Source organism: Bacteroides sp. AM16-24, from assembly GCF_003471885.1.
Taxonomy (GTDB): Bacteria; Bacteroidota; Bacteroidia; order Bacteroidales; family Bacteroidaceae; genus Bacteroides.
Window position 1 is genome coordinate 1 of sequence record NZ_QRKI01000031.1, and the last position, 23,509, is coordinate 23,509.

Below are 23,509 nucleotides of genomic sequence, written 5' to 3' on the forward strand. Positions count from 1 at the left end.
CCATATCTGTTTTGATAACCTGAAATGAATCCACTATGAATAATGTAGGTTAACTAGTAGTTTCTTTGCATCCCATTGGTCGGGTCTCAAGTAGACTTTTGTCGAAAAATACTTCTTTTTCCTGTTCAGATAGGCCTCTACCTGTACCAGAGCCATACCTTTCTTGTTAAGGCTCTTTTTCCTGTTGTACACCAAACTGTAAATAATCTTGTTCATCATTAGTTGTTTTAGTTAATACTATGAACAAATAAGACGGGATAATGTGCTATAGAAGAACTAAATAAGGCTTAATATCTGCAAAACTATGCCTCAAAAGAGTTTTTGCTATTTTGTATTTCCTTTATAAAAAAGGTAAATCTACGTAAATTGGCTTTCAATTTTATTCCTCCGACATGCATTATTAACACTTTTTGTTTAAAAGAGAAGGGGTATATTAAGGAATAACAGTAAAGAAGGGGCTTCATAGTGATAGTATTTAAATAGTTATTTAGACTTTTTTAGTGCAAAAAAGCTGCTGTTAAGCATAAAAACAAGCGTTCAGTTAACAAATTGATAGATTTACAAGGTTTTTTCAACAAAATAATTGTTCGTTTCAGTTTTATTAATATATTTGCATTTTGTTAGAGTAAAGAAACAATTAATGTAAAGTTAAACTTTAAGAGAGAATTTATGAAAAGAAAATTAATGCTGTTATTGGCCTGTCTTTTTGTTGGAATAGGCCTAGTAACTGCCCAAACTCAGACCATCACGGGTGTTGTGATTTCTGAAGAAGATGGGCAGCCAGTTATTGGAGCCTCTGTATTGGTAAAAGGTACTCAACTTGGTACTATTACCGGTGTAGATGGTGATTTTACTTTATCGAACGTACCAAGTTCTGCGAAGACTTTGCAGGTTTCGTACATTGGTATGCAGACACAAGAAGTGGCAATTAAACCTAACTTAAAGATCGTATTGAAGGCAGATGCAGCCTTATTAGACGAGGTTGTTATTGTAGGATATGGTTCTAGTAAGAAGCTGGGTTCAGTTGTTGGTTCTGTTACAGCTGTAAGTGGTGAAAAACTGGAGAAAAAACCTGTTGCAAACATCGGGGATGCTTTGCAAGGACAAGTTGCAGGTTTGCAAGTATTTACTCCTAGCGGAGAACCTAGTGGAACGGTACAGATGCGTTTGCGTGGTGTTAGTTCTATTAATAGTAGTTCTGAACCATTATTTATATTGGATGGCTCTCCTATTTCTTCCGGTGCATTTACTGCATTAAATCCCAATGATATTGAAAGTATGACCGTATTGAAAGATGCATCTTCAACTGCCATTTACGGTTCACGTGCAGCAAACGGTGTTGTAATCTTAACTTCTAAAAGAGGAAAAAGAGGAGAAAAGGCCAAAATTACGATAAGCGCCCAATATGGTGTATCGAAAATGACTGGAGATAACATTACCATGATGAATGCCGAACAATGGCTGAACTTGCAGGAAGTACTTGACCCATCATTGAAAACGAATCAGTCTTTTCAAAGCGAAAAGGATTTCTATATTAAAAACGGAATTTCTACAGATTGGGCTGATGTGTTCTTTGGAGGTACAGCACCTATGCAGCAATATGACTTGAGTATTTCCGGTGGAACGGAAAGTTTAAATTACTTCTTATCCTTCGGACATTATGATGCCGATGGTATAATGGATGATTCTAATTTACGCCGTGAGACACTGCGCTCAAACATCGAAACAAATATAACTAAATGGTTAAAGGCAGGGGTAAACTTAAATCTATCATATCAAAAGTATGCTACAGCAGCTTTTGGTACTACTGCTAATCAAGTATATAATAAAGCATATGCAGCCCGCGTTTATCGCCCGGACCAAAGCTACTATGAAGTTTTACGTGATGACAATGGAAATTTCATTGGTTATGGTGACCGCTTGGACTACTTCGATAAATTAAATTACTATAATCCATATTATTTATCAGAGATACAACCTGCTTCACGCGATATGGCACGTATCAATGGCAATACATTTATCAATATCAATCCAATCAAAGGATTGAATATTCGTGCAGCTCAAGCTGTTGAAGCTTTTGATTATCGATACTCTTATAAGGCTTTACCTATTGGCCCGTTTGAAGGTGCAGGTAGTGCAACAGAGTCTTTCCAACGCTATTACTCATTTACCTATACTAATACTGCAGAGTATAAATTTACAGCATGGAATAATCATAATTTCAGTGCCCTAATAGGACAAGAATCTATTATTACCAAAAACCAATCATTTACATCTGAGGTAGAGGGGTTAACTGATCCGCGTTTAATGCTATTAAGTGCAGCAAGTAATGCAACAATGCCTTCTCACTCAAAATATGATAAGATTTTTAATTCTTACTTTGCTACTTTCAGCTATAATTATGATGAAAAGTACTATTTAGACCTTACTTATCGTAGAGATGGTTCATCATTGTTTGGTTTGAATTCTCAATGGGGTAATTTCTGGTCTGCAGGTGCAATGTGGGATTTAAAGAAAGAAAATTTCCTGAGTGACGTCTCTTGGTTGAATCAATTACAGTTAAAAGCTAGTTACGGTTCTGTAGGTAACTCTTCAGGTCTTGACCCTTATATGTCATTTGGTCTAATTGGAACAGGTCCATTATATGGTGGGCAGAGTGGTACTGCAGTTGCCAATCCAGCCAATCCCGATTTGACTTGGGAAGTTGTTAAATCTACAAATGTCGGATTAAGTACTCGCCTGTTTGATCGTGTAAGTTTGGATATAGAATTTTATAACCGCATGACAGAAAATATGCTTATGGAAATCCCTTACTCTTTTACAACCGGTTTTGCATCGGGTTGGGGCAACGTAGCAAATATGCGTAACCGAGGAGTAGATATTACTGCAAATGTAGATGTATTGAGAGATGTTAACGGTTTTGACTGGACTATCTCAGCTAACGTGAACTATAATAAGAATGAAATTACTCAATTATTTAATGGACTGGACGAATATGTATTGGCAAATACCGGTCTGAAACTTGAAGTAGGCAAACCATACGGAGAATATTATTATACCAGATGGGCAGGTGTCGATCCACGAGATGGTTACAATACGTGGTATGATAAGAATGGAAATTTAACTAAAACTTATTCCGCAGATGATGCTGTCTTTTTAGGAAAGCAACGCTATGCTCCATGGTCAGGTGGTTTCGGTACTCGACTCGCTTGGAAAGGTATAACGGTCAGCGCTGATTTCTCATTTATGCTTGGGCAATACATGGTAAATAACGAACGCTGGTTTACAGAGAATCCACAAATGGCCAACAGCCGCAATCAAACCACTGAAATGTTGACTATGTGGCAAAAGCCCGGTGATATAACCAATATCTCGACTCCGGACTCTCCTATGCAATTTGATTCTCATTTACTGGAGAATGCTTCATTCATGCGTCTGAAAAATTTAACCGTAAGTTATACTATGCCTCAACGCATAATGAAAAAAACTGGATTCATTGAAGATGCAAAAATATTCTTTGTAGGACGTAATTTATTAACTGTTACTAAATACAAAGGATTTGATCCGGAGATCAACAGTAATATGCAATTAGGAAACTATCCGAATACAAAGCAATTCTCATTCGGCCTTGAACTTACTTTCTAAACATTAACTACAAAAGAGATTAAAACAATGAAGAAAATATATATCATATTAGCAACATTGCTTGTTACAGGTCTCTCTTCCTGCGATATGGAAAAATACCCATACAGCTCAGTTGAAGAGTCTCAATACCTGGCAACAATGAACGACTTTACAAATGCACGTATCGGAATATATTCCTACTATCGTTCCATAACGACAGGTGGATACATATTAACCCCTGAATTACAATGCGATGATTTCCATGCCACAGCTGGTTTTTCCAATTCATATGGTAATCAGTATCGCTGGGACTTCCAATCTTCAGACGGCAACGTAGAAGGTGTATGGCAAAATCATTATGCACACATTGCACGGTGTAACTACTTTATTGATGGTTACAATAAAGTGCTGGATGGTACTGTTACCGATTTGAGTGATGCAAATAAAGAACTTATTGCAGCTTATGCCGGTGAAGCATATTTCACAAGAGCTTATAACTACTTTCAATTAGTGGGGTATTTTTGCAAAGCTTACAACCCTGCAACTGCAGAAAGTGATTTAGGCTTACCCCTGCAATTGGTCTATTCTCCGACATCAGATGCAAGTGCTTATCCGGGACGTTCTTCTTTGAAAGCAACCTATGAACAAATCCTTAGTGATTTGACAGAGGCTAAGAAACTTGTAAATACAAGTAAAACGGTTACTCAAGCACAAAACGTTTTAAACTATATTTCGCAAGATATAGTAACAGCATTTCAAGCACGCGTTGCATTGCAAATGAAAGATTATACAACAGCTATCAGTAACTCGACTTCGCTGATCAATACAGGGAAATACCCTTTATTGAACTCGGAAGACGGAGGAGAAGCTTTCCGTAATATGTGGGTAAAAGATACTGGTTCTGAAGTAATCTGGCAAATTTACATGAGTGCAGATGAATTGGGAAGCGCCACAGGAACCAGTTTCTGGGGACAGTATAAAAAGGATGATCCTTCTTCACAAGTAATGGACTACATTCCTTCACAAAAGCTTATCGACCTTTATGAACAAGATCGTGATATTCGTTTTGCTGCTTATTTTGCTCCTTTCACATTAAAAGTCTCTACCGGTGCAACAGGAGATATTTACGTATTCGACAAATATCCTGGTAATCCGGATATTTATAATGTAGTAAGCGTTGACAATCATTATACTAATAAATCGAAGCCTTTCCGGATTTCAGAACAGTATCTGATTGCAGCTGAAGCCTATGTAGGTAACAACGACATCGTTAACGGAGCAAAATATCTGAACTTACTAAGAGCTAGTCGCCTTGTAGATTATGTAGATGTTACTTATAATAGCCCGAACACTTTATTAGCTGATATCCAAGACGAACGTCACAAAGAATTAGTTGGCGAAGGTTTTCGTCTGACAGATTTGAAACGGTGGGGATTAGGAGTAAATCGTGAAGATGCAACTCAGGACGCAGCTTTGGTTTTATTGCCTGGTGGTACCAATACAACAGCTTTAACTAAAACAGCTGATGACTTCCGAATGGTATGGCCCATTCCTAAATCGGAAACAGACGTTAATCCGCAGATCAAAGGCCAACAAAATCCCGGATATTAATTTGTTGAATTCTTAACTTTTGAAATATGAAATATTTGAATATATATTTATTGGCTTTATTGACAATCTTCATTGTCGGATGTTCGGATGATGATCCAGCAATGAACAGTGCAAGTACGACAGTCTCATTTACACAATCAGAAGTGACGTTCAATGAGAATGCCGGCATAGTAAAAGTTCCTCTAACAATTGAGGGCGAACGAAATGGAATGATTAAAGTAACATTTAAAGTTGAAGATGGCAGTGCCATTGTAAACGAACATTATATTGTTACCACTACAACCGTTTATATTCCTACTGATGCCAATGATACTTTTGGTTGCGAGATTCGTTTATTAGATGATGGTATGACTGAGAATGATGACCGTAATCTGAAAGTAACTATTGAAAATGTAGAAGGTGCACAGACAGGAGCAACCTCTACATGCAATGTTATACTAAAAGATGTGGATAAGAATCCATATTTCAAACTGATGGGCACTTGGACATTTAATGCTGTAAAAGCAACAGACGGTAGTGCAGTTAGCTTTACTGTAACAATCTCTGATGGTGGAGATGAAGCAAACCTAGAAAAGAGTTATGTCTTCAATGGATTTACAGATGGAAAGGGATATGATGCAACCATACCTTGGACTGTAGATTATAATAAAGCTTCCGAGACACTTTCTCTAGTGCAAGGACCGACTTATGCAAAATACAATTTTGGATTTGTGGGTGAAGTACGGGTATGTCCAATGGATCTTACTGCAGCATTATCCAAATCCCTAGAAGGTACTTGGAATGAAACATTCGACAGGATTGACTTTGATCCTAACGGAATTATCGGTGTAGGTGTATTCGACTCCGGAGAGTATGCAGGCTATTGGGCTGTATATGCAGAATGCTACATGGTCAAAAAATAAATTGTTCTTTGAATAATTGACTTTATGTATAGAGAAGGCTATGCTACTTTTATGGCATAGCCTTTTCATCATTAATAAGATTGAAATATGAAAAAAGCTATTATCATCCTTATTCTGGCTTTCCTGGTCTGTTCAGGACGGCTTTTTGCAGCTCCGCGCACTCCGCAGCAAGCATTAGAAGTTGCCCGCACATTTGTACGTTCTCATGTCAATATGAAACACATTGATACAAAGGAGTTAAGACTGACAAATGGACAAAACATACAGACACGAACTATGGTTTATCCTGCTTATTATATCATCAATACAGGGAATGATAGTGGATTCGTCATCATTTCAGGGGATGATTGTGCACGGGAAGTACTAGCATATTCAGATAAAGGAAATCTGAATTATGAACATTTACCTGCCAACGTTAGGTATTGGTTGGATTTCTATACTGCTGAAATAAAACGAATGAATACAAACGGCAATTCTGTGAAGAACCCAACTGAAGTTCAAAATTCGGCAACAAGAGTAATTCCTCCAGTAGTCACACCTCTATTGGACAAAATAGAATGGGACCAAGGAAATCCTTATAATCTGGATTGTCCGGAAGAAAAAGGAGAACTCACTGTTACTGGCTGTGCTGCTACGGCACTTGCCATGGTAATGAAATATTATGAATATCCCAAACACGGAACAGGAAGTTACAGTTATACAACCGCAACTTTAAAAAAATCACTTTCCGTAAACTTTGAAGAGACCAACTATAAATGGGATCTGATGCTGCCTCAATATACAAATGCAGCAACTGAAGAACAAAAGAAAGCTGTAGCCGAATTGATGCTCCACTGTGGTGTAGCTATGGATATGGATTATAACCTAAGTGCAGCCGGCGGTAGTGGAGCAGGCATCTTTAAACAATACAATGCCCTGACAAAATTTTTCGGGTATAATCCTAATATATACTTTGAAGGACGTGATTATAATACTGAAGGACGCTGGAAAAATATGATTCAAAAAGAATTGATTGCCGGGCGCCCTGTTCTATACAGTGGACAAAGCACCGAAGGAGGTCATGCATTCGTATTGGATGGCTGTGATGAGAATGACATGTATCATTTTAACTGGGGATGGAGCGGATATGCAAATGGATATTATTCCTTAAGCTCCCTGAATCCAGGATCAGGTGGCACAGGAAGTGGAAGTGGCGCCTATAATGATATGCAATATATTATGCTCCTTGTACAACCGAAGACAACAGGAGAAGTTATTAGTGGCTTTACATTAGAGGGAAGCATGGATATTACAAAAAATCAATATGAAAGAAATGAAAGTATCAGTGCTAAGTTTACCAAAATATGGAACACTTCTACTCCTATGAGTGGTGTCATCGGATTAGCCCTATATCAAGGAGATGAGTTCATCACATTTCTTACAACACCCACTTCAATTTCCAACATTGGTGTAGGAAGTGGTTGGAATAGTATTACATTCAGCGGCACAATTCCATCTACTGTACCTAACGGCAAATATCAACTTCATTTTGCCTCACAAAAGGAAGGTGAAAAAGCACCAAGCATGTTACGTGGTCTGGAAGGTAGAAGTATCTGTTATAGTGTAGAGCTTACTGCTAACAGTGTCCTACTAAGCAGCATAGAGAACAGTTCCGATTTGTATCAACTTGCTCCTGCAGAACTTATTGGTGAAGCTGTAGAAGGAAAAGATATATCTTTCAAAATACAAATCGAAAATAAAGGTCTAAAATATGAAGATGATTTTGCCATATATATACGTAAGAACGGAGCGTTACTCCCATACACGCGCATTAGCGATTATACTGTAATACCAAGTAATACTTCCAGCACTATCACTATCACAGGGAATCCCGATTTACCAGTTGGAGAATACTATGCTATAGGAAGTTACCGTAAAGATGACACCTGGAAACAGTTTACCAACAGTGAGTTGAGACTGGTTTTCACAATTAAAGATGTAGAAACAGGTATTGGGCAAACCGAACCTTCTAAAGGGTTAAAGGTCATTCCTACAAATACCGGTTTAGAAATCACAAGTGAAAATTCCAGCGAAGATATTGATATATTTTCTAGTCAGGGAGTTAAGATAACGAGCGTAAAAGGAACACAAATAACCATTCCATTGTCTCAAAGTGGACTATATATCCTAAGGCAAGGTAAAAATACTCTAAAAGTATTGTACAATCCAAAACGCTAAATATCCGTACAAATAAAAAGGATGAATTCATTTGAGAAATCAAGAATTCATCCTTTCTATTATATAGTTAAACTTCCTTCTTTCAAAATATCCACCAATATCGGCTTTACCCCACTCACGAAACACTCCACAGCAATTACCATCAGAATAAGCCCCATCAGGCGCATCATCACATTATTTCCCGTTTCCCCTAAAACTTTTACCAGTCGCGTAGAGGCACGCAAGATGAAAAATGTAATCAAGTAGATAAAAGCAATCATTCCAATTAATACACCTTTCATTTGGATAGTGTGGGCATCCTGCATCAACACAATGGCGTTTGCTATGGCACCGGGACCGCAAAGCATCGGAATCCCTAAAGGAGTGACGGAGATGTCATCGGCATAAGTTTTAATCTCTTCATCTTTCAATTTCATTTGTGTATAACGTGCTTGCAACATATCAAAACCGATTTTAAAGATGATGACACCACCTGCTATACGAAATCCGTTTGTAGAGATTCCAAAGAACTTGAACAGGAACTGACCTGCAAAAGTAAAGACCATAATCGTGATGAAAGCCACTAATGTAGCACGAGACACTACAGACTGCCGTTCCTTATCCGTCATTCCATGGGTCATAGTCAGAAAGACAGGCATAGTCCCGAGAGGATTTGTCAACGTAAAGAAAGAAGTGAAACAAAGCAAAGCGAAAGGTAAAATAGTATCCATAGCTGCAAATTATGTGTTTACGCTGACAAAATTACAACTAATCCCTCAATGTCACAACAATTGGAGCAACTCTTTCAAATCTGTAATCTGATAAGTAGGCTTAAATGGTAACTCGGTACGTCCCGTTACATTATAGAACACCTGATGTATGCCTACTCCCTGAGCACCCTTTATATCATTTTCCCAGCTGTCACCCACCATCAACGACTCACGCAGTTCAGACTGGGTAGCCGACATGGCAAAATGGAAAATCTCGGGCCATGGCTTTAGGACACCAATATCATCTGATAGAACTACTTTCTTGAAGTAATGGTCAATTCCGGCAGAACGCATTTTGTGGCATTGCAGTTCCTGAAATCCATTGGAAAGGATATAAAGATTATATTTAGGTGCCAAATATTCCAGCACTTCCTGCGCATGGGGCATCAATCTACTTTTTGTAGGAATAACCGCAAAAAAGTCATCAGAAAAAGCTTTCGCTAAAGCCGTATCCCCCTCTCCTACTGCCTCCAGCGGATAGAGAAAACGTTGACGATTCAATTCTTCTTTTGTCACTTTTCCATCTGCATATTCTGCCCACAATTCGATATTACGCCTCTCATAGAGTTCATAGAAATGTTCAAAAGACCGAAAATAGCGATCATATTCATATTTGCGATACATTTCCTCAAATGTATCACGGGCATTAAAAGAAAAGGCCCAGAGAGTATCATCCAGGTCGAAAAAAATATTCTTGTACTGCATATAAAAAGAAAATGGCAGGGATAACCTTTCCCCGCCATTCTTATAATTTAATTAAGTTATTTTACTTGGATAACCAGGTATCTGGATACGTTCCAGAAATCTTTCGGATTCGTAATCTTCAGAACGAGCTGATCTTTATCATCTTTCTCCAAAGCATAAGAACCTGCCGGATGAGTAGTCAAGACATCTGCACTCTTGGAATACAACTTAATTTCTTTCGTCGTACGAATATCAACCTGAGTAAAGTAATCCTTATTGATGTCACCATCCTTAAGCACTTGCTTTTTCTGGAAGAGACCGGTATTTGTCAGAATATTCTGATCCTTCAGTTCTTTCTTTGTTCCGAAAACAAACCAAGCTGTGTTCAGTGCCTTATCTTGCTCAGCTACGGTTTTGGCTTTCGCTTCATTTTCGGCAGTAAGCACTTCTTTGTCAGTTGACAGGCCAGTCACAGCTGCATCCAGTTCCTGAATACGAATATTCTTAGAGGCAAGTTCAGCCTGCAATTCCTCGATACGCTGGGTTTTGGCTACCAATTCCTGAGTCAGAGATTCTACAGCTTTCTTCAACTGGGTAGAGTTATTCTTGCTACTTTTCAGCATAGCTTCCAGTTTAGCGATCTGCTCTTTGTTTTCTTGCATTTGTTTCTGGATAAATTCAATATCAGTGGCAATCTGCTGTTTAGCTGATAAAGAACCTTCTGAAACCGCACCACGCTGCAAGTCTACGCGACTTTCGGCGGCATTGATTTGGCGGAAGCCTTCAGAGATATCATTGAAAGTACCCATCATTTCATCCAGTTCAGCATTACGCTGAGTAAGTTCCATCAAAAGAGAATCATTTTCAGCTTTCAGTTGGTCTTTACTTCCACCTGACAAGCCGTCGCACGATGCCATAACGGCCGCACATACAATTAAAACTGCTAACTTTCTCATACGCTTTTGTTTTACGTTGGTTAATGAAGTTATTTAATCGTCTATTCCTGCTACTACTATTACTATTTCTCCACGCGGGTCATTGGCTGTGAAATGCTCAATCAATTCAGTCAGACTGCCACGCACCGTTTCTTCGTGCATCTTCGAGATCTCCCGGGATACAGATGCCTGACGTTCCGCACCGAAATGCTCTGCAAACTGAGTTAACGCTTTCACCAGACGGTGGGGAGACTCATAAAACACCATGGTACGGCGTTCCTCTGCCAATATCTTCAGACGCGTCATGCGTCCTTTCTTCTGCGGAAGAAAACCTTCGAAACAGAATTTTTCATTCGGCAAGCCCGAAGCAACCAAAGCTGGCACAAGAGCTGTAGCCCCCGGCAAACATTGTACTTCAATACCGTTACGAACACACTCACGCACTACCAAAAAGCCAGGATCGGAAATTCCCGGTGTGCCTGCGTCCGATATTAACGCAACAGTTTCACCTGCCTTTATTCTATTAACAACACTTTCCACCATTTTATGTTCATTAAACTTATGATGGGATTGCATTGCGTTCTTTATTTCAAAATGCTTCAGTAAAATTCCGGAAGTGCGTGTATCTTCGGCAAGAATCAAATCCGCCTCTTTCAGAATACGAATAGCCCGGAATGTCATATCTTCCAAATTACCTACCGGAGTAGGCACTACATAAAGTTTTCCCATATCCGTAACTGCTTTAGCTGAAATATTTCTTAAGAAGTTCTATAAAATCAATCACCGTTTCATTCTCTTCATCAGGATTAACGGTAGAAGAAAAGAGTTCCAATGCCTTTTCCAATGAAGGAGCAACACCCAACTGACGTATAACTTCATTCATACGGGCAGTATCACCACCAAAAATCTCACGGGCAAATCGGAATGAGTCATTCAGACTGATGGCATGCCGCAGATCAGTAGCTGGTTTTATCCGTTCTGCTAAAATAGGCGATGCAGAAGATATTATTGCGGACGGTTCAGGCTCGGATTTGGGTTTAGACTCTGGCTTGGGAGATACGATCTCTACCGGCTTAGTGATTTCACCAACGACCGGTTCTACAGGAGCCGGCTTAACCGATTCAGGAACAGCGGCCGGTTCAGGAATAACCACTGGAGCGACAGGAGCTTCAGGAATGCCAACTACCTCTACGGAAGTTTCGTCCAGCAGTTTCTGCAAAGCATCCAGTCGTGCACGCATCTGCTGTATATTCCGTTTAGCTACTACCTTCAATGTAGGGTTGGCGTCTGTTGCAAGAACTTGCATTAAATATTTCAGTTCCTGAATATCCAGTTCTATGTCGTCCAATAATGTCTGCATTTCCTTTCGCATCACAAATGTTAATGCCGCAAATGTAGAAATAAATAATGAAAAAATATCGGAAAGCCATTAAAAGTGTTATTTTTGCGGCTAAAATAAACATTTTAAAACAATGGTATTATTCTCGGAAGACCATATACAGGAAACCAATCGTAGAGGGAGAATTGAAGTTATATGCGGCTCAATGTTCTCCGGTAAGACAGAAGAACTGATCCGCCGTCTGAAGCGCGCTAAATTCGCCAAACAGCATGTAGAAATATTCAAACCTGCCATTGACACACGCTATTCGGAAGAAGAGGTCGTATCTCACGACAGCCATTCCATTGCCTCTACACCGATTGATTCATCGGCAAGTATCCTGCTGTTCACTTCAGAAATCGATGTAGTAGGTATCGACGAAGCACAATTCTTTGATAATGGTCTGATTGATGTATGTAATGAACTTGCCAATAATGGCATACGTGTTATTGTAGCAGGTCTGGATATGGACTTCCGCGGTTTTCCCTTCGGCCCTATGCCCGGACTTTGTGCCATTGCCGATGAAGTATCCAAGGTCCACGCTATTTGTGTGAAGTGCGGACAATTAGCCTCCTTCTCACACCGCACTGTCAAGAACGACAAACAAGTCCTCTTGGGAGAAACAGCTGAATACGAACCCCTCTGTCGGGAATGTTATCTGCGGGCAATAAAGGGAGACCGGACTGCCGCCGGTGAATAAACTATAAAAAAGCAAAAGCCTTATGGAGCGTAAGAAAATTACATTCGACAGCTTTATCCGTGCTGTCATTCTCGGTGCTATCATCATTGGGGTATTAATGCTCCTGAAGCGATTGAGCGGCGTATTGCTTCCGTTCTTCCTTGCCTGGCTTATTGCTTATCTGATATACCCATTAGTAAGCTTCTTCCAGCATAAGCTACGGCTAAAAAACAGAATAATATCTATCTTTTGCGCCTTGCTTACTCTCACTGTTATAGGAAGCGTTGCGTTCTATCTGCTTGTGCCGCCCATGATTCAGGAATTCCTGCGGGTAAAGGATTTATTGATAGAATACTTCAGTACCACTCATACAGCAAGCAATGTCCCCACTACCCTCTCCGAATTTATCCGGCAAAATATCGACCTTCACATCTTAGAGCAAATGTTCAGCCAGGAGAATATATTGGATGCCCTTAAAGTAACCGTTCCTAAGTTATGGTCGCTAATATCGGAGTCTATCAACCTCTTATTCGGGTTCTTCACCGTCTTCCTTATCCTATTATATATAGTATTTATTCTGCTTGATTACGAAAGCATTTCCGAAGGCTGGGCACACCTGATGCCAAAGAAATATCGGAAAACAGTAACCGGCATACTGAATGATGTAAAAGACGGCATGAACAGATATTTCCGCGGACAGGCATTAGTAGCTTTGTGCGTAGGCATTCTATTCAGCATTGGCTTTCTGATTATTGATTTCCCGCTAGCCATTGGTTTGGGATTATTCATCGGTGCACTGAATATGGTGCCCTACCTACAAATCATTGGTTTTGTCCCCACCATCATGCTTGCCATTCTGAAAGCTGCGGATACCGGTGATAATTTCTGGATCATCATAGCTTCGGCTGCCGCTGTATTCATAGTGGTACAAATCATACAAGATGGCTATCTCGTTCCTCGCATCATGGGAAAGATTACCGGTTTGAACCCAGCCATCATCCTGCTCTCTCTATCTATTTGGGGATCGTTAATGGGAATGTTGGGTATGATTATAGCTTTGCCGCTGACCACTCTAATGCTCTCCTATTATCAACGATACATCATTAATCAAGAAAATATTTATAAGACAGAAACCACTGAGGATCAACCAGTAGAAGGTATAGAAGAAAAATAATGCAAACTTTTTTCCTCATATTCCTTGCAAATTAAATAAAAGTACCTATCTTTGCACCCGCTTAACAGCAATAAAAGTTTGATTCGCTAGCTCAGCAGGTAGAGCACAACACTTTTAATGTTGGGGTCTTGGGTTCGAGCCCCAAGCGGATCACCAAGTAAGAGGAATGAAGTTAATACTTTGTTCCTCTTTTTTTGTGCCTAAAAGCCTTAATTACCTGTAAGTTATGGCTAAAAACACCTGTTCAACACCTGTAATTAATGACTTCGATGCTATCAAAGATGATACTAATTCACCCGATACGTTAAGCACCGAAATTAAGCACGGAATCCAATCACCACTTTTAAGCACGGCACAACACTTTTACAAAGAGGTGAAGCCCCATTACAATTTAAGAGAGCCTAAAGGAGATAAGCCTACTATGGTTTACTTTGTATGCTTCATTAATAAGAAGCAGGTAAGAATATCTACAGGTTACAAAGTATATCCTAAGCAGTGGAACAAGATACAGGCTATTACTAGTAGTTTGTTATCGGGGCTTGATAATGCCAATAATACTATACTTAATAATAAGATAGATGAAATGAATGTTCGTTTCACTGAATATATTAATTACATTTGCAATAATAACACCGAACTTAATTCCAATACACTTAAACAATATATAATGAATAGAAAGATAGATGAACTTAAAGAAGCTAGAATAGATATAGCTAAGGTATTAAGAACCTACCTATCTAAAGATACTAGTATTAAAGACGGAACTAAGGATAACAACTTACGTTTCATTACCAAGTTTGAAAGCTATCTATCTACTTTAGATATTAAAGGCTATGAGGATATTACTTTAGAAGTAATGAAAGGTTTCCAACAATGGTGTATTGACAATGTAAAGGGCAAAGCAGGTGAAAGGGCTAGCAGTGCTTCTATTAATAAGATAGTTGAATGTACCTATAAGTTAATGAAGAAGTACCTAGTTAATAATGGACTTATGAAAGGTAGCCAATATGCGGATATTGAAATAGAACCTTTAAAGGAAAAGGCTATAGATGATGAGATAGCCCTTAGAGATGATGAACTGACTATGCTTTACAACTACCAATGTACTACTAAAGAGGATGAGGATATTAAGAACCTATTCTTAATGGAATGTACAACAGGGCAAAGGTTCAGCGATATTGAAAAGGTTGATAAGTTGATAGAACGTAAAGACGGAAGAACTTATATTAACTTGGTACAAGATAAGGCAGGTACAAAGGTACAAGTAGATATTATCTTTCAAATGGCTTTAGACATACTAGCTAAGTATAACTATCAACTACCTACTATCAATAAGAAGAAGTTTAATACCCGAATTAAGGAGATAGCTAAACAGGCAGGTGTTAAAGGTATAGAGGAACAAAGATACGAACAAGCAGGTATAGCAGGTGTACAAGTAACCAAGAAAGAAAGATATAATTGCGTATCTAGCCATACAGGTAGAAGAACCTTTATAACTTTACTATCTTTAAGAGGTATACCCGATAGTGAAATAGCTAGGTATTCGGGGCATAATACCTTATCTATGGTACGTTTATACGATAAGTCTAAAACAGGAACTAAGGAGAAAGTAATGTATGATAGACTAGTTAAAGAAAGACCTGACTTAATTCTAAAGATGGTAGGCGAAGAACCTGTAAAGATAGATGATACTAATAATATAGCTTATCAATTTGGTAAGGCATTTAGTAAGCTAGAGGATGAACATAAAGAGGATATTAAAAAGGTTTCATTTAACAAGGAAGTAGATAAGACTTTTAGTATAATTAATAATGATATTGATACTACCGACTTCTTACTAACTAATGGGGTTAATGAAAAGGATATAATAGAACTTATGAAACATAAAGGGATGATACCCGAAGATATAGAAGTAACTTATGATAAGGATAGTAAAGCTATACTTAAATTGAAATAGTCTATTTAATGGTAGTAGTAAACTAGCTTATTAATAATTTGTATGTCCTGTTATTACTAACTATCTTTGCAGGGTCTAAAAGGACATAGCTAATATTATTGTTTAACCCATTTAAAATTGCTAGAATATGGCACAAGATGGTAAAAGCCAAATGAACATTTGGAATGAAGCCCTTACTACTAAAGAAAAGGTAGATAAGGCAGTAAAGAACCTGTTAAGAAGTGAAGCCGAATATGATGCTATCATACAGGCTTTAACTAGTAAAGGTGTGACTAAGGATAACTTAGAAGCATTAAAGGCAAAGCCCAAGTATGCAACTTTTAGAACTGAATGTTATAAAAGGGCTTTAGAAGGTTTTGGGGTTGAGGATGCAGAAGCCAAAGCCCTAGAACAAGATGAAGATTTGGACTTCATTAAGGAATAAGTTCTTTATTCTATAAGAACACTTACAGCAAGTTAAACAATAACCTATCCTTTTAGGTAGTGTTCTGTTAGGTAGTCTAGCAATAGGCTACCTATTTTTATGTTCTATAAGACCGTTAAAGCCATTATTAACAAAGAAATGTATAAGAGGGTACACCCTATAATAATACCCCCTAGAACCGACTAAAATAAAGTCAATATTATAGTATATCCTATATGGTGAAATAATCTGCATTATAAATTTCTAGACAAAATACCTATCTGAACTTTCATTCTTAATACTTTGGAATACCTAGCAAGATAAAGAATCGAATTTATAATGCCCTGTAGATGAATATTCCACTTTGTGAACCTATTATTTGGTACACCCCTAGAAGTTGACTAACTTTGTATATGCTTAATAAGAGGATATACAACTACGACCTATCTATAATAGTATCTACTTAATTAATTCCATTATTAAAATTACTATAACAAATAAGAGGAACTAAGTTAGTTTCACTACATAGAAGCAATTACTAATAAGCTATGAAATATTACACATTCAATGAAGTAAGAGAAATAGCCATTAAGAACTATTCCAAGGACAATAAAGTATCTGTAGGAATTTGGGCTAAGTTAAATGGCTACCTAAAGATAAAGAAGCAAATAGATAAGCACCGTATTACATTATACATTAAACCAAATGATAACTAGTTTCTTAATATGGATGATAGTATTCTTTCTATGTATAGAAGCTATAAGGAACAATGCTATACAGGCTACTAAAGATGAACTATACAGAAGCAAGATAGATAAGTTGGAGAATGAGATAACTAGACTAAGTAACATTATTAATACTAAACTATGAAGAAGCAAGTTATACACTTTGATAATACAGGATATACAGAAGCAACAAAGGCTTTAGATGAAGCAATTGAAACTATTAATAAGCATAGCCAAGAACTTACTACTAATGGCTATTTACTTACAATAGAGGGTATTAAGTTGATAGCAGATAGAGATAATAAGTTTAATAAGAAAGTATATTCTAGCCAATTAAAGGATATATGTAATACATTCGGGGTTGACTATAACAAGGTGTGTACTTTTGAATATACCATTACTAATAGTATGTTTAGTGAAATGGCTAATGGTAAATGTAAGTATCTGTATAGTCTAAATGATGACTTGTATAAGTGCTTTACACTTCATACATACCTAGCAGATAGTAAGTATATTGATATTATCAACAATGTAGCTAGCAAGACAATACAAGCGGATGAACTTATTAAAGATGAATATACTAGCTACACTAATAACGATAAGCAAAATAAAGTATTAGACTTGACAAAGCAATTACAGGACTTATATAAGCAGTTTAATAAGTTAGGAATTAACAATTATAACGTTGACCATCTTATTAATAAGTCTAGTGGTGATATTGACCCGAATACATTCTACAGATATACTGAATAACTAGATACTTCTTTCATAGTTGACTAGGCTACCTATCTTAGTATATGGTGGTCTAGTTTTTATTTACATTACATTTGGCTATGATACATAACGGAATAGAATATCATACATACGATGAATTAAAGCCTATAGCTATACAGGTATTAAGGCAAAGAATATTAGATAAGCAAACTAAGTATAGTAGATACATTGGAGATATTAATAAGATGGACTTTAATAAGCAGGATATAGGAATAGAACTAAAGAACCTAGGATATAATAAGAAGCGTATAATGAAAGATGGAATCAGAAAGCTATACCACTATAAGTCTTAATAATATGCTATACAACAAATATACTAAACAACTATATGATAGTGTACAAGATGCAGCCGATAATACAGGACTGACTAAAGAGAATATACTATCACTTATTAAAGATGGTTACTACATACACTTTAAAAGGTGTAATCTAGCTAAATATATTATTAGTGGTAAAGTTAAACTATCAGAGATAGAAAGACGAAGATATACTAACTAGCATATCCGAATTAATAGATAGATGCAACTTATAAGGTCTGCATTCCAATAGTTATAGCTTAATAGTTAGGATACAGACTTTATAAGCCTATTAATAGATAATGGTTAGTATGATGAACTAAAGTAAAAGTTGCTAGTAGTTGACTAGGGAAAAGTTGCCTACTATACACTACTACTTAGAAACACTACTTATATTAGTCTATTCGGGCTAAAGCCCTTTAGACATACATTAATTCAGTACACTTCATTACAGGTTTATCTAGATGGAATATTGAACATTATAAGCCAACTAAATAAGTATATCATATAGAATGATACTAAGGAAAAGTTGCTTATAGTCAGTCGGGGAAAAGTTGCTTACTATACAATACTAGCCTTATACACTACTTACTTTAGCTTATATCGTACTACGTACTTCATAAGCATAATTAGATACACACTACTAACATAGACAGACCTTATTAATACAGAAGCTAATAACTATGTACATTTATAAGCCACATAATAAACTATTCAATACAAGGAAAGAAGCTAAGTTGTATTTAGGTGGAACTAACAAGTATAACAAGGCTCTTAAAGATGGAGATATTTATATAACGAACTACAATAACATTGCTAACAATGGAACACTATACAACAATAACAAGAAACATTAATAAGATAGATGGAAACAATAAATTAATAGATGCTTTAGTATATGCCTATATAAAGGCTAGAATGAACTATTCTACTTATATATCAGAAGTAACCGAAAAGGAGATAGCAGCTAAATTAAATACACCTCTAAGAACTATAGTAAGTTGTGTATCTAGACTTAAGAAGAATAGGCTACTTATTAGTAAAGTGGATGAGAATGCAGTAATAGACAAAGGATATAAGACTTATAATAAGTATCATATTGCTAAAGAGAATGACAACTACTACTTCATTTATAATAGTCTATTTAAAGCTAATATCGGAATAGACAATAATACGGATGCTTGCAAGGTTAAAGGTCTGTTACTTCTTATTAAGTCTGTATGCCTAAAAGAAACTAACAAGTATATTAGTAGTAAGCCATATAAGGGAAGCATTAATAGGACTGAACTAGCCAACTTAATAGGACTAGACAACAAGACATTAAACAAGTATCTAGAAATAGCTATAGAAGCTAAGCAAATTAAACTAATTGATAATGGACTACTAATACTTAATAAGTCTATAGTTCCCGACTTTGTAGAAGCGGAACAATCTAATACTAGCAAGCCTATCTATACTAAGATATTTCACCTTATATATTATTGGTGTATTACTAATAATATAGTTCCACCTAATAGGAATGACACTATTATTAAGAAGAATGGAAAGGTATATAGAACCAATGAACTACTAAGCAGAATAGCAGGAAAGTATAGTATTACTAAAGAGGATATACAAGAACTAATAACAAAGTACGGAATAGAATACATTAAGGCAAACATAGATAAGTTTCCTATTCTTAATAGCTACATTCCTTATGTGCTTAATAAGAGGATAACTAATAAGCCAAATGAAATTAGCTTAGAATATATTACTAAAGCACTTAATATAGATGCTTCATTTACTAGCAATGAAACTAATGAAGTATGGACTTTATAACTAAAGCACTGACAAGGAATAGTAATAAGAATTATAAAGGCTTATCAAATGAATTACTAATATCGGGCAACCTACATAAGGCAGGATATACTACTAAGGTATTGAATGACTTTAACCCTAGCTATGATATTAAAGCAACTAAAGCAGATAAGCAATACTACATAGAATGCAAGTTAGATGCACTAGTAGAACATACTAACAACTTCTACTTTGAATATTGGAACTATACCTATAACAGACCTACAGGCATTAATAATAATGACTTAGAAACAATCTATAGTCATACATACAAGATAGATGGTAGATACTACCATTTAATAGCCAAAAGGAAACACTTTATAAAGGCATTGAAAGAAGTACTTAAATATGAGCCGACTAAAGTAAAGATATATAATAATACATACTATGTTAAAGGCAAGGTTACAGGCGATAAGGCTTATATAGTTGATAGAAATACATTCCTTAAATACTTTAAAGGATATAATAGGCAACTAAAGCCTAGTTTTAGATGGAACTAAGTAGACATATAGCCCGATGGATGCAGGCTATTAGGTATTCAGAATTTAAAGTGCGTGTAAAGCTAGGTGGGTTGGGGTTTAACAGGCTAGACCTGTAAAATTTAACCCCATACCCCTTATAAGCCATTAATTATACTAGATAAGTTTGCAGGTATCAAATACCTTTGTATCTTTGTATCAAAATAGTATTAACAACGTCTTTTAAGCACGAAATACGCTAAAGGCTTGATATTCAGCCCAAGTTTCAACACTTTTAATGTTGGGGTCCTGGGTTCGAGCCCCAGGCGGATCACCAAGAAGCTGGACAAAACCAGACAAAGAAAAGACAACTCCTACAATATCAAGGTATTGTAGGAGTTTTTTCTTTATATACTGTCCGTGACCGAAGACACGAAAAGGTCACTAAAAGACACACTTTCGTGACCAATTCGTGACCTGTCCACCCTCTAAGATTTTAGGTCACGGGATGTCCAAAATTGGCGGTTTATTGTCTTGATTTGTCCGTACTGCAAATATCTCATTTTCAGTTTATCAATTTAAGTTTGTAACTAAAAAAAAGAGATTATGAGAAGTACTTTTAAGCTACTCTATTTCGTCAAACGAAATGCAGTAAAGAAGAACGGTAATGCACCGATTATCGCACGTATCACTATCGACCAAGTTGTAGCCCAGTTTAACACCAAGTTGGAAATAAATCCGGCTCACTGGAGCGTGGAATTAGGCAAGGCTTCCGGCAGAACCGCAGAAGCCGTACACATCAATTCCATGCTGGAAAGTATTCGTAGCACAGTTCATCAACATTACCATGCGTTAATGGCGCAAGACGGATATGTAACCGCAGAACTGGTAAAGAACGCTTTTTTAGGCAAGATAGCAAGGGAACGGACTTTGATAGAGTTCTTCAAACAGCACAACGAACAGTATTTGCAAAAGGTTAAAATGAATACCGCAGACAAAACCTACTCACGTTATGAACTGACAAAGAAACGACTTATGGAGTTTATGAAGTTTAAATACTCCGTTTCCGATATGCTCATTAAAGATATAAATGTGGTATTCATTGAAGATTTCCTATTGTATATCAAGAATAACTATGGGTGCAGCCATAATACGGCTATGAAGTTCGTACAACGTTTTCGCACGGTAGTAAACTTTGCCAAGAATACGGGTTTAGTGACTGCCGACCCTTTCGGGAGTTATCGGGTAAGGTTTGAACGTACCGATAGGGATTATCTGACTATGGAAGAAATTACCACCATTTACAACCACAAGTTTAGCACTAAGCGACTGGAACAAGTGCGTGACTTGTTTATTTTTAGCTGCTATACGGCACTTTCTTACATTGACGTATGCGAACTAAGACAAGAGGACATTCGCACCGGATTTGACGGTAATTTGTGGATTATACGGAAAAGACACAAAACGAATGTTACATCTACCGTCCGGTTGCTGGATATACCAAAAGCCATATTGGAAAAGTACAAAGATAAATTGCCAAACGGTAAGATTTTACCCATTATCAGCAATCAGAAAATGAATGATTACTTAAAAGAAATCGCAGCCATTTGCGGAATTGAAAAGACCTTAACCTATCATGTCGCAAGGCATTCTTGTGCGACTTCGGTACTGCTTGCCAATGGTGTTCCCATTGAAACGGTATCTAAGATTTTAGGTCATACCAATATCCGGACTACTCAAATTTATGCGAGGATTACCGATTTGAAGGTAAGTAACGACATGGAAATGTTGGCTCAAAAGCTGGACGCTACACACAGGATTGCCAGCCGATGAAATCATGTTATCGTCAGATAACAGCAAGGTGTGATTTGTGGCACACAAATCTGTTTTCCGTGCCGCAAAACACCTTGGGCAAATACACTCCGAAGTCGTTTGTCGATGAAAGAAAGCTATTTCCTAACTAAAGATTTTTTCGCTCGTCGGGACGGGTGGTCCCGCCCCTTGCCGCTGGGCGTTCCCCGACCGATGAGTTTATTTTTGTAATTCTGCAATCTTGTTTTATTGAAATATTGATAGCTTGATTGAAAGCAAGATTTCAATATGGCAGGATTGAATGAAAACAATAAACCATTCAATATGGATTGAAATACTAAATGGTCTATTTATTGCAAGAACATAATTACTTGCGAAAAGAAATATTATTTGCTGTCGTCTTCATCCATGCGCTTAATCAGACAATCTTGCAAACGGGTAAGATATGCCGTCCGGTCTTTCTTCCGTTCTTTCATGGCAATATAAGCGGCATAATAATCACCTAATTCCACTTGGAACACCGTACCGAGAAAGTTCATCATTTCTTTTATTTCCACGTTGCCATTGTTAATGTCACCCGAAGACACAAGGGAATAACCTAATTCTATCAGAAAGACCTTTTTACCCGTGAAACGAAATGGATATTTCAGACACTTTTGCAGGTTGTCTTCTACTTGGGTATTGGTTTCCAGTTTTACCAGTCTTTTGTTCAGATAGATACGCAGCATTTCATTGGCTATGATTTTAGCCACCTTATAATCATACCCGGTTGAAAAATTCGGGTCTTTATCAAATTGTGCGCTATCGGTACATAAGCGTAAATCAGACTTTCCACGAATAAAATAATATTCATCATACAAGGTCGAATGAGAGCGATAATATTGGTAAAAGTCCAAATTACGGTTAAAGAAGTAGGTCAGATTATCCAGTTCCCGATTGATATAACTTCTAATCACATCATCGCTACCATTAGGGCATTGTGTTTCTATCCTGTATATCTTATAGAAAAATAGCAGCCTGCCAAGAATTTCCGGTTTCTGTGTTTTGAAGAATGTAATTTCATCCTCTTTGGCTGGAAAAGAATAAGTTTGCAGTTTTGTTTTTAAATCATTGAGAACCGCCTGCAAACGATGTACCATTGAAAGAGAATTTTCGACAATATCATAACCGTAGAGGTCTATCTCATCAATCTCTACATCTATTTCTGATAAAATGTTTTCTAAAAGCTCTTTCATCTTTTCAAAAGCTGAATTCAACTTGCAAATGCAACAGAATTCTGATTAATAATTTGTTTA

Annotated in this window: 18 protein-coding genes, 1 tRNA gene and 1 pseudogene; 13 read left to right on the forward strand and 7 right to left on the reverse strand. The window is 37.1% G+C overall.

All coding sequences use genetic code 11. From position 1 onward, the window contains the following. Positions 1-42: 42 nt before the first annotated feature. Positions 43-216: pseudogene (locus DW182_RS21430) on the reverse strand (Arm DNA-binding domain-containing protein); the annotation flags it as partial. 453 nt (positions 217-669) lie between these two features. Between DW182_RS21430 and DW182_RS21435 the strand changes: the two are divergent. The 4 genes from DW182_RS21435 (at position 670) to DW182_RS21450 (ending at position 8,354) form a co-directional block, all read left to right on the forward strand. Then, complete coding sequence (locus DW182_RS21435) at positions 670-3,645, forward strand: TonB-dependent receptor (protein WP_118296764.1); 2,976 nt, start codon at positions 670-672, stop codon at positions 3,643-3,645. Between the two features lie 27 nt (positions 3,646-3,672). Next, positions 3,673-5,235: a RagB/SusD family nutrient uptake outer membrane protein gene (locus DW182_RS21440; protein WP_233564202.1), complete on the forward strand. Its 1,563-nt coding sequence runs from the start codon at positions 3,673-3,675 to the stop codon at positions 5,233-5,235. 26 nt (positions 5,236-5,261) lie between these two features. Continuing rightward, complete coding sequence (locus DW182_RS21445; RefSeq protein WP_117707532.1) at positions 5,262-6,137, forward strand: Calx-beta domain-containing protein; 876 nt, start codon at positions 5,262-5,264, stop codon at positions 6,135-6,137. A gap of 87 nt (positions 6,138-6,224) precedes the next feature. Next, positions 6,225-8,354: a C10 family peptidase gene (locus DW182_RS21450; protein ID WP_118296768.1), complete on the forward strand. Its 2,130-nt coding sequence runs from the start codon at positions 6,225-6,227 to the stop codon at positions 8,352-8,354. 59 nt (positions 8,355-8,413) lie between these two features. Here the strand turns inward: DW182_RS21450 and DW182_RS21455 are convergent, their stop codons facing one another. From DW182_RS21455 to DW182_RS21475, 5 genes are read right to left on the reverse strand one after another with little or no spacing between them, the layout of a single operon-like run. Beyond that, positions 8,414-9,064, reverse strand: coding sequence for a MarC family protein (locus DW182_RS21455; protein WP_007667351.1), 651 nt, complete (start codon positions 9,062-9,064; stop codon positions 8,414-8,416). A gap of 51 nt (positions 9,065-9,115) precedes the next feature. Next, the gene (locus DW182_RS21460) at positions 9,116-9,808 is read right to left on the reverse strand and encodes a YjjG family noncanonical pyrimidine nucleotidase (protein ID WP_115501982.1); all 693 of its coding nucleotides are present in this window, start codon (positions 9,806-9,808) and stop codon (positions 9,116-9,118) included. Between the two features lie 56 nt (positions 9,809-9,864). After that, positions 9,865-10,743, reverse strand: a complete 879-nt coding sequence (locus DW182_RS21465; protein ID WP_118296770.1) for a hypothetical protein — start codon at positions 10,741-10,743, stop codon at positions 9,865-9,867. Between the two features lie 33 nt (positions 10,744-10,776). Further along, positions 10,777-11,451: a 16S rRNA (cytidine(1402)-2'-O)-methyltransferase gene (rsmI, locus tag DW182_RS21470; protein ID WP_007219747.1), complete on the reverse strand. Its 675-nt coding sequence runs from the start codon at positions 11,449-11,451 to the stop codon at positions 10,777-10,779. Positions 11,452-11,464: 13 nt separating this feature from the next. Continuing rightward, entirely contained in the window at positions 11,465-12,094 is a 630-nt protein-coding gene (locus tag DW182_RS21475) for a hypothetical protein (RefSeq protein WP_115501984.1), read from the reverse strand. A 100-nt stretch (positions 12,095-12,194) separates the two neighbouring features. On the opposite strand from DW182_RS21475, the gene DW182_RS21480 reads away from it, so the two are divergent. The 9 genes from DW182_RS21480 (at position 12,195) to DW182_RS21530 (ending at position 22,235) form a co-directional block, all read left to right on the forward strand. After that, positions 12,195-12,800, forward strand: coding sequence for a thymidine kinase (locus DW182_RS21480; protein ID WP_044533669.1), 606 nt, complete (start codon positions 12,195-12,197; stop codon positions 12,798-12,800). 22 nt (positions 12,801-12,822) lie between these two features. Then, a complete protein-coding gene (locus tag DW182_RS21485) occupies positions 12,823-13,953 on the forward strand; it encodes an AI-2E family transporter (RefSeq protein ID WP_007667358.1) in 1,131 nt (376 codons plus the stop codon). Between the two features lie 80 nt (positions 13,954-14,033). Further along, a tRNA-Lys gene (locus tag DW182_RS21490) sits at positions 14,034-14,109 on the forward strand. Positions 14,110-14,179: 70 nt separating this feature from the next. Continuing rightward, positions 14,180-15,910: a tyrosine-type recombinase/integrase gene (locus tag DW182_RS21495; RefSeq protein ID WP_118296772.1), complete on the forward strand. Its 1,731-nt coding sequence runs from the start codon at positions 14,180-14,182 to the stop codon at positions 15,908-15,910. Positions 15,911-16,037: 127 nt separating this feature from the next. After that, a complete protein-coding gene (locus tag DW182_RS21500; protein ID WP_117696943.1) occupies positions 16,038-16,334 on the forward strand; it encodes a hypothetical protein in 297 nt (98 codons plus the stop codon). An 845-nt stretch (positions 16,335-17,179) separates the two neighbouring features. After that, complete coding sequence (locus DW182_RS21505; RefSeq protein WP_118296774.1) at positions 17,180-17,791, forward strand: hypothetical protein; 612 nt, start codon at positions 17,180-17,182, stop codon at positions 17,789-17,791. A 1,139-nt stretch (positions 17,792-18,930) separates the two neighbouring features. Next, positions 18,931-19,926 carry a MarR family transcriptional regulator gene (locus DW182_RS21520; RefSeq protein ID WP_233564203.1) on the forward strand — a complete coding sequence of 332 codons (996 nt, stop codon included), beginning with the start codon at positions 18,931-18,933 and terminating at the stop codon, positions 19,924-19,926. Continuing rightward, positions 19,914-20,444, forward strand: a complete 531-nt coding sequence (locus DW182_RS21525) for a hypothetical protein (protein ID WP_117878016.1) — start codon at positions 19,914-19,916, stop codon at positions 20,442-20,444. The genes DW182_RS21520 and DW182_RS21525 overlap by 13 nt, the downstream gene beginning before the upstream one ends. A 564-nt stretch (positions 20,445-21,008) precedes the next feature. Further along, complete coding sequence (locus DW182_RS21530) at positions 21,009-22,235, forward strand: site-specific integrase (RefSeq protein WP_118296778.1); 1,227 nt, start codon at positions 21,009-21,011, stop codon at positions 22,233-22,235. A gap of 365 nt (positions 22,236-22,600) precedes the next feature. Here DW182_RS21530 and DW182_RS21535 read toward each other — a convergent pair whose 3' ends face one another. Then, the gene (locus tag DW182_RS21535; RefSeq protein ID WP_118296780.1) at positions 22,601-23,449 is read right to left on the reverse strand and encodes an RteC domain-containing protein; all 849 of its coding nucleotides are present in this window, start codon (positions 23,447-23,449) and stop codon (positions 22,601-22,603) included. Between the last annotated feature and the right edge of the window lie 60 nt (positions 23,450-23,509).

Excerpts from the sequence above, each read along its gene's own strand:
- DW182_RS21440 (WP_233564202.1), top strand. The coding sequence starts at position 3,673 with ATGAAGAAAATATATATCATATTAGCAACATTGCTTGTTACAGGTCTC.
- DW182_RS21530 (WP_118296778.1), top strand. The coding sequence starts at position 21,009 with ATGAGAAGTACTTTTAAGCTACTCTATTTCGTCAAACGAAATGCAGTA.
- DW182_RS21465 (WP_118296770.1), bottom strand. The coding sequence starts at position 10,743 with ATGAGAAAGTTAGCAGTTTTAATTGTATGTGCGGCCGTTATGGCATCG.
- DW182_RS21475 (WP_115501984.1), bottom strand. The coding sequence starts at position 12,094 with ATGCGAAAGGAAATGCAGACATTATTGGACGACATAGAACTGGATATT.
- DW182_RS21435 (WP_118296764.1), top strand. The coding sequence starts at position 670 with ATGAAAAGAAAATTAATGCTGTTATTGGCCTGTCTTTTTGTTGGAATA.
- DW182_RS21500 (WP_117696943.1), top strand. The coding sequence starts at position 16,038 with ATGGCACAAGATGGTAAAAGCCAAATGAACATTTGGAATGAAGCCCTT.
- DW182_RS21450 (WP_118296768.1), top strand. The coding sequence starts at position 6,225 with ATGAAAAAAGCTATTATCATCCTTATTCTGGCTTTCCTGGTCTGTTCA.
- DW182_RS21505 (WP_118296774.1), top strand. The coding sequence starts at position 17,180 with ATGAAGAAGCAAGTTATACACTTTGATAATACAGGATATACAGAAGCA.
- DW182_RS21445 (WP_117707532.1), top strand. The coding sequence starts at position 5,262 with ATGAAATATTTGAATATATATTTATTGGCTTTATTGACAATCTTCATT.
- rsmI (WP_007219747.1), bottom strand. The coding sequence starts at position 11,451 with ATGGGAAAACTTTATGTAGTGCCTACTCCGGTAGGTAATTTGGAAGAT.
- DW182_RS21535 (WP_118296780.1), bottom strand. The coding sequence starts at position 23,449 with ATGAAAGAGCTTTTAGAAAACATTTTATCAGAAATAGATGTAGAGATT.
- DW182_RS21525 (WP_117878016.1), top strand. The coding sequence starts at position 19,914 with ATGGACTTTATAACTAAAGCACTGACAAGGAATAGTAATAAGAATTAT.
- DW182_RS21495 (WP_118296772.1), top strand. The coding sequence starts at position 14,180 with ATGGCTAAAAACACCTGTTCAACACCTGTAATTAATGACTTCGATGCT.
- DW182_RS21460 (WP_115501982.1), bottom strand. The coding sequence starts at position 9,808 with ATGCAGTACAAGAATATTTTTTTCGACCTGGATGATACTCTCTGGGCC.
- DW182_RS21520 (WP_233564203.1), top strand. The coding sequence starts at position 18,931 with ATGGAACACTATACAACAATAACAAGAAACATTAATAAGATAGATGGA.
- DW182_RS21455 (WP_007667351.1), bottom strand. The coding sequence starts at position 9,064 with ATGGATACTATTTTACCTTTCGCTTTGCTTTGTTTCACTTCTTTCTTT.
- DW182_RS21485 (WP_007667358.1), top strand. The coding sequence starts at position 12,823 with ATGGAGCGTAAGAAAATTACATTCGACAGCTTTATCCGTGCTGTCATT.
- DW182_RS21480 (WP_044533669.1), top strand. The coding sequence starts at position 12,195 with ATGGTATTATTCTCGGAAGACCATATACAGGAAACCAATCGTAGAGGG.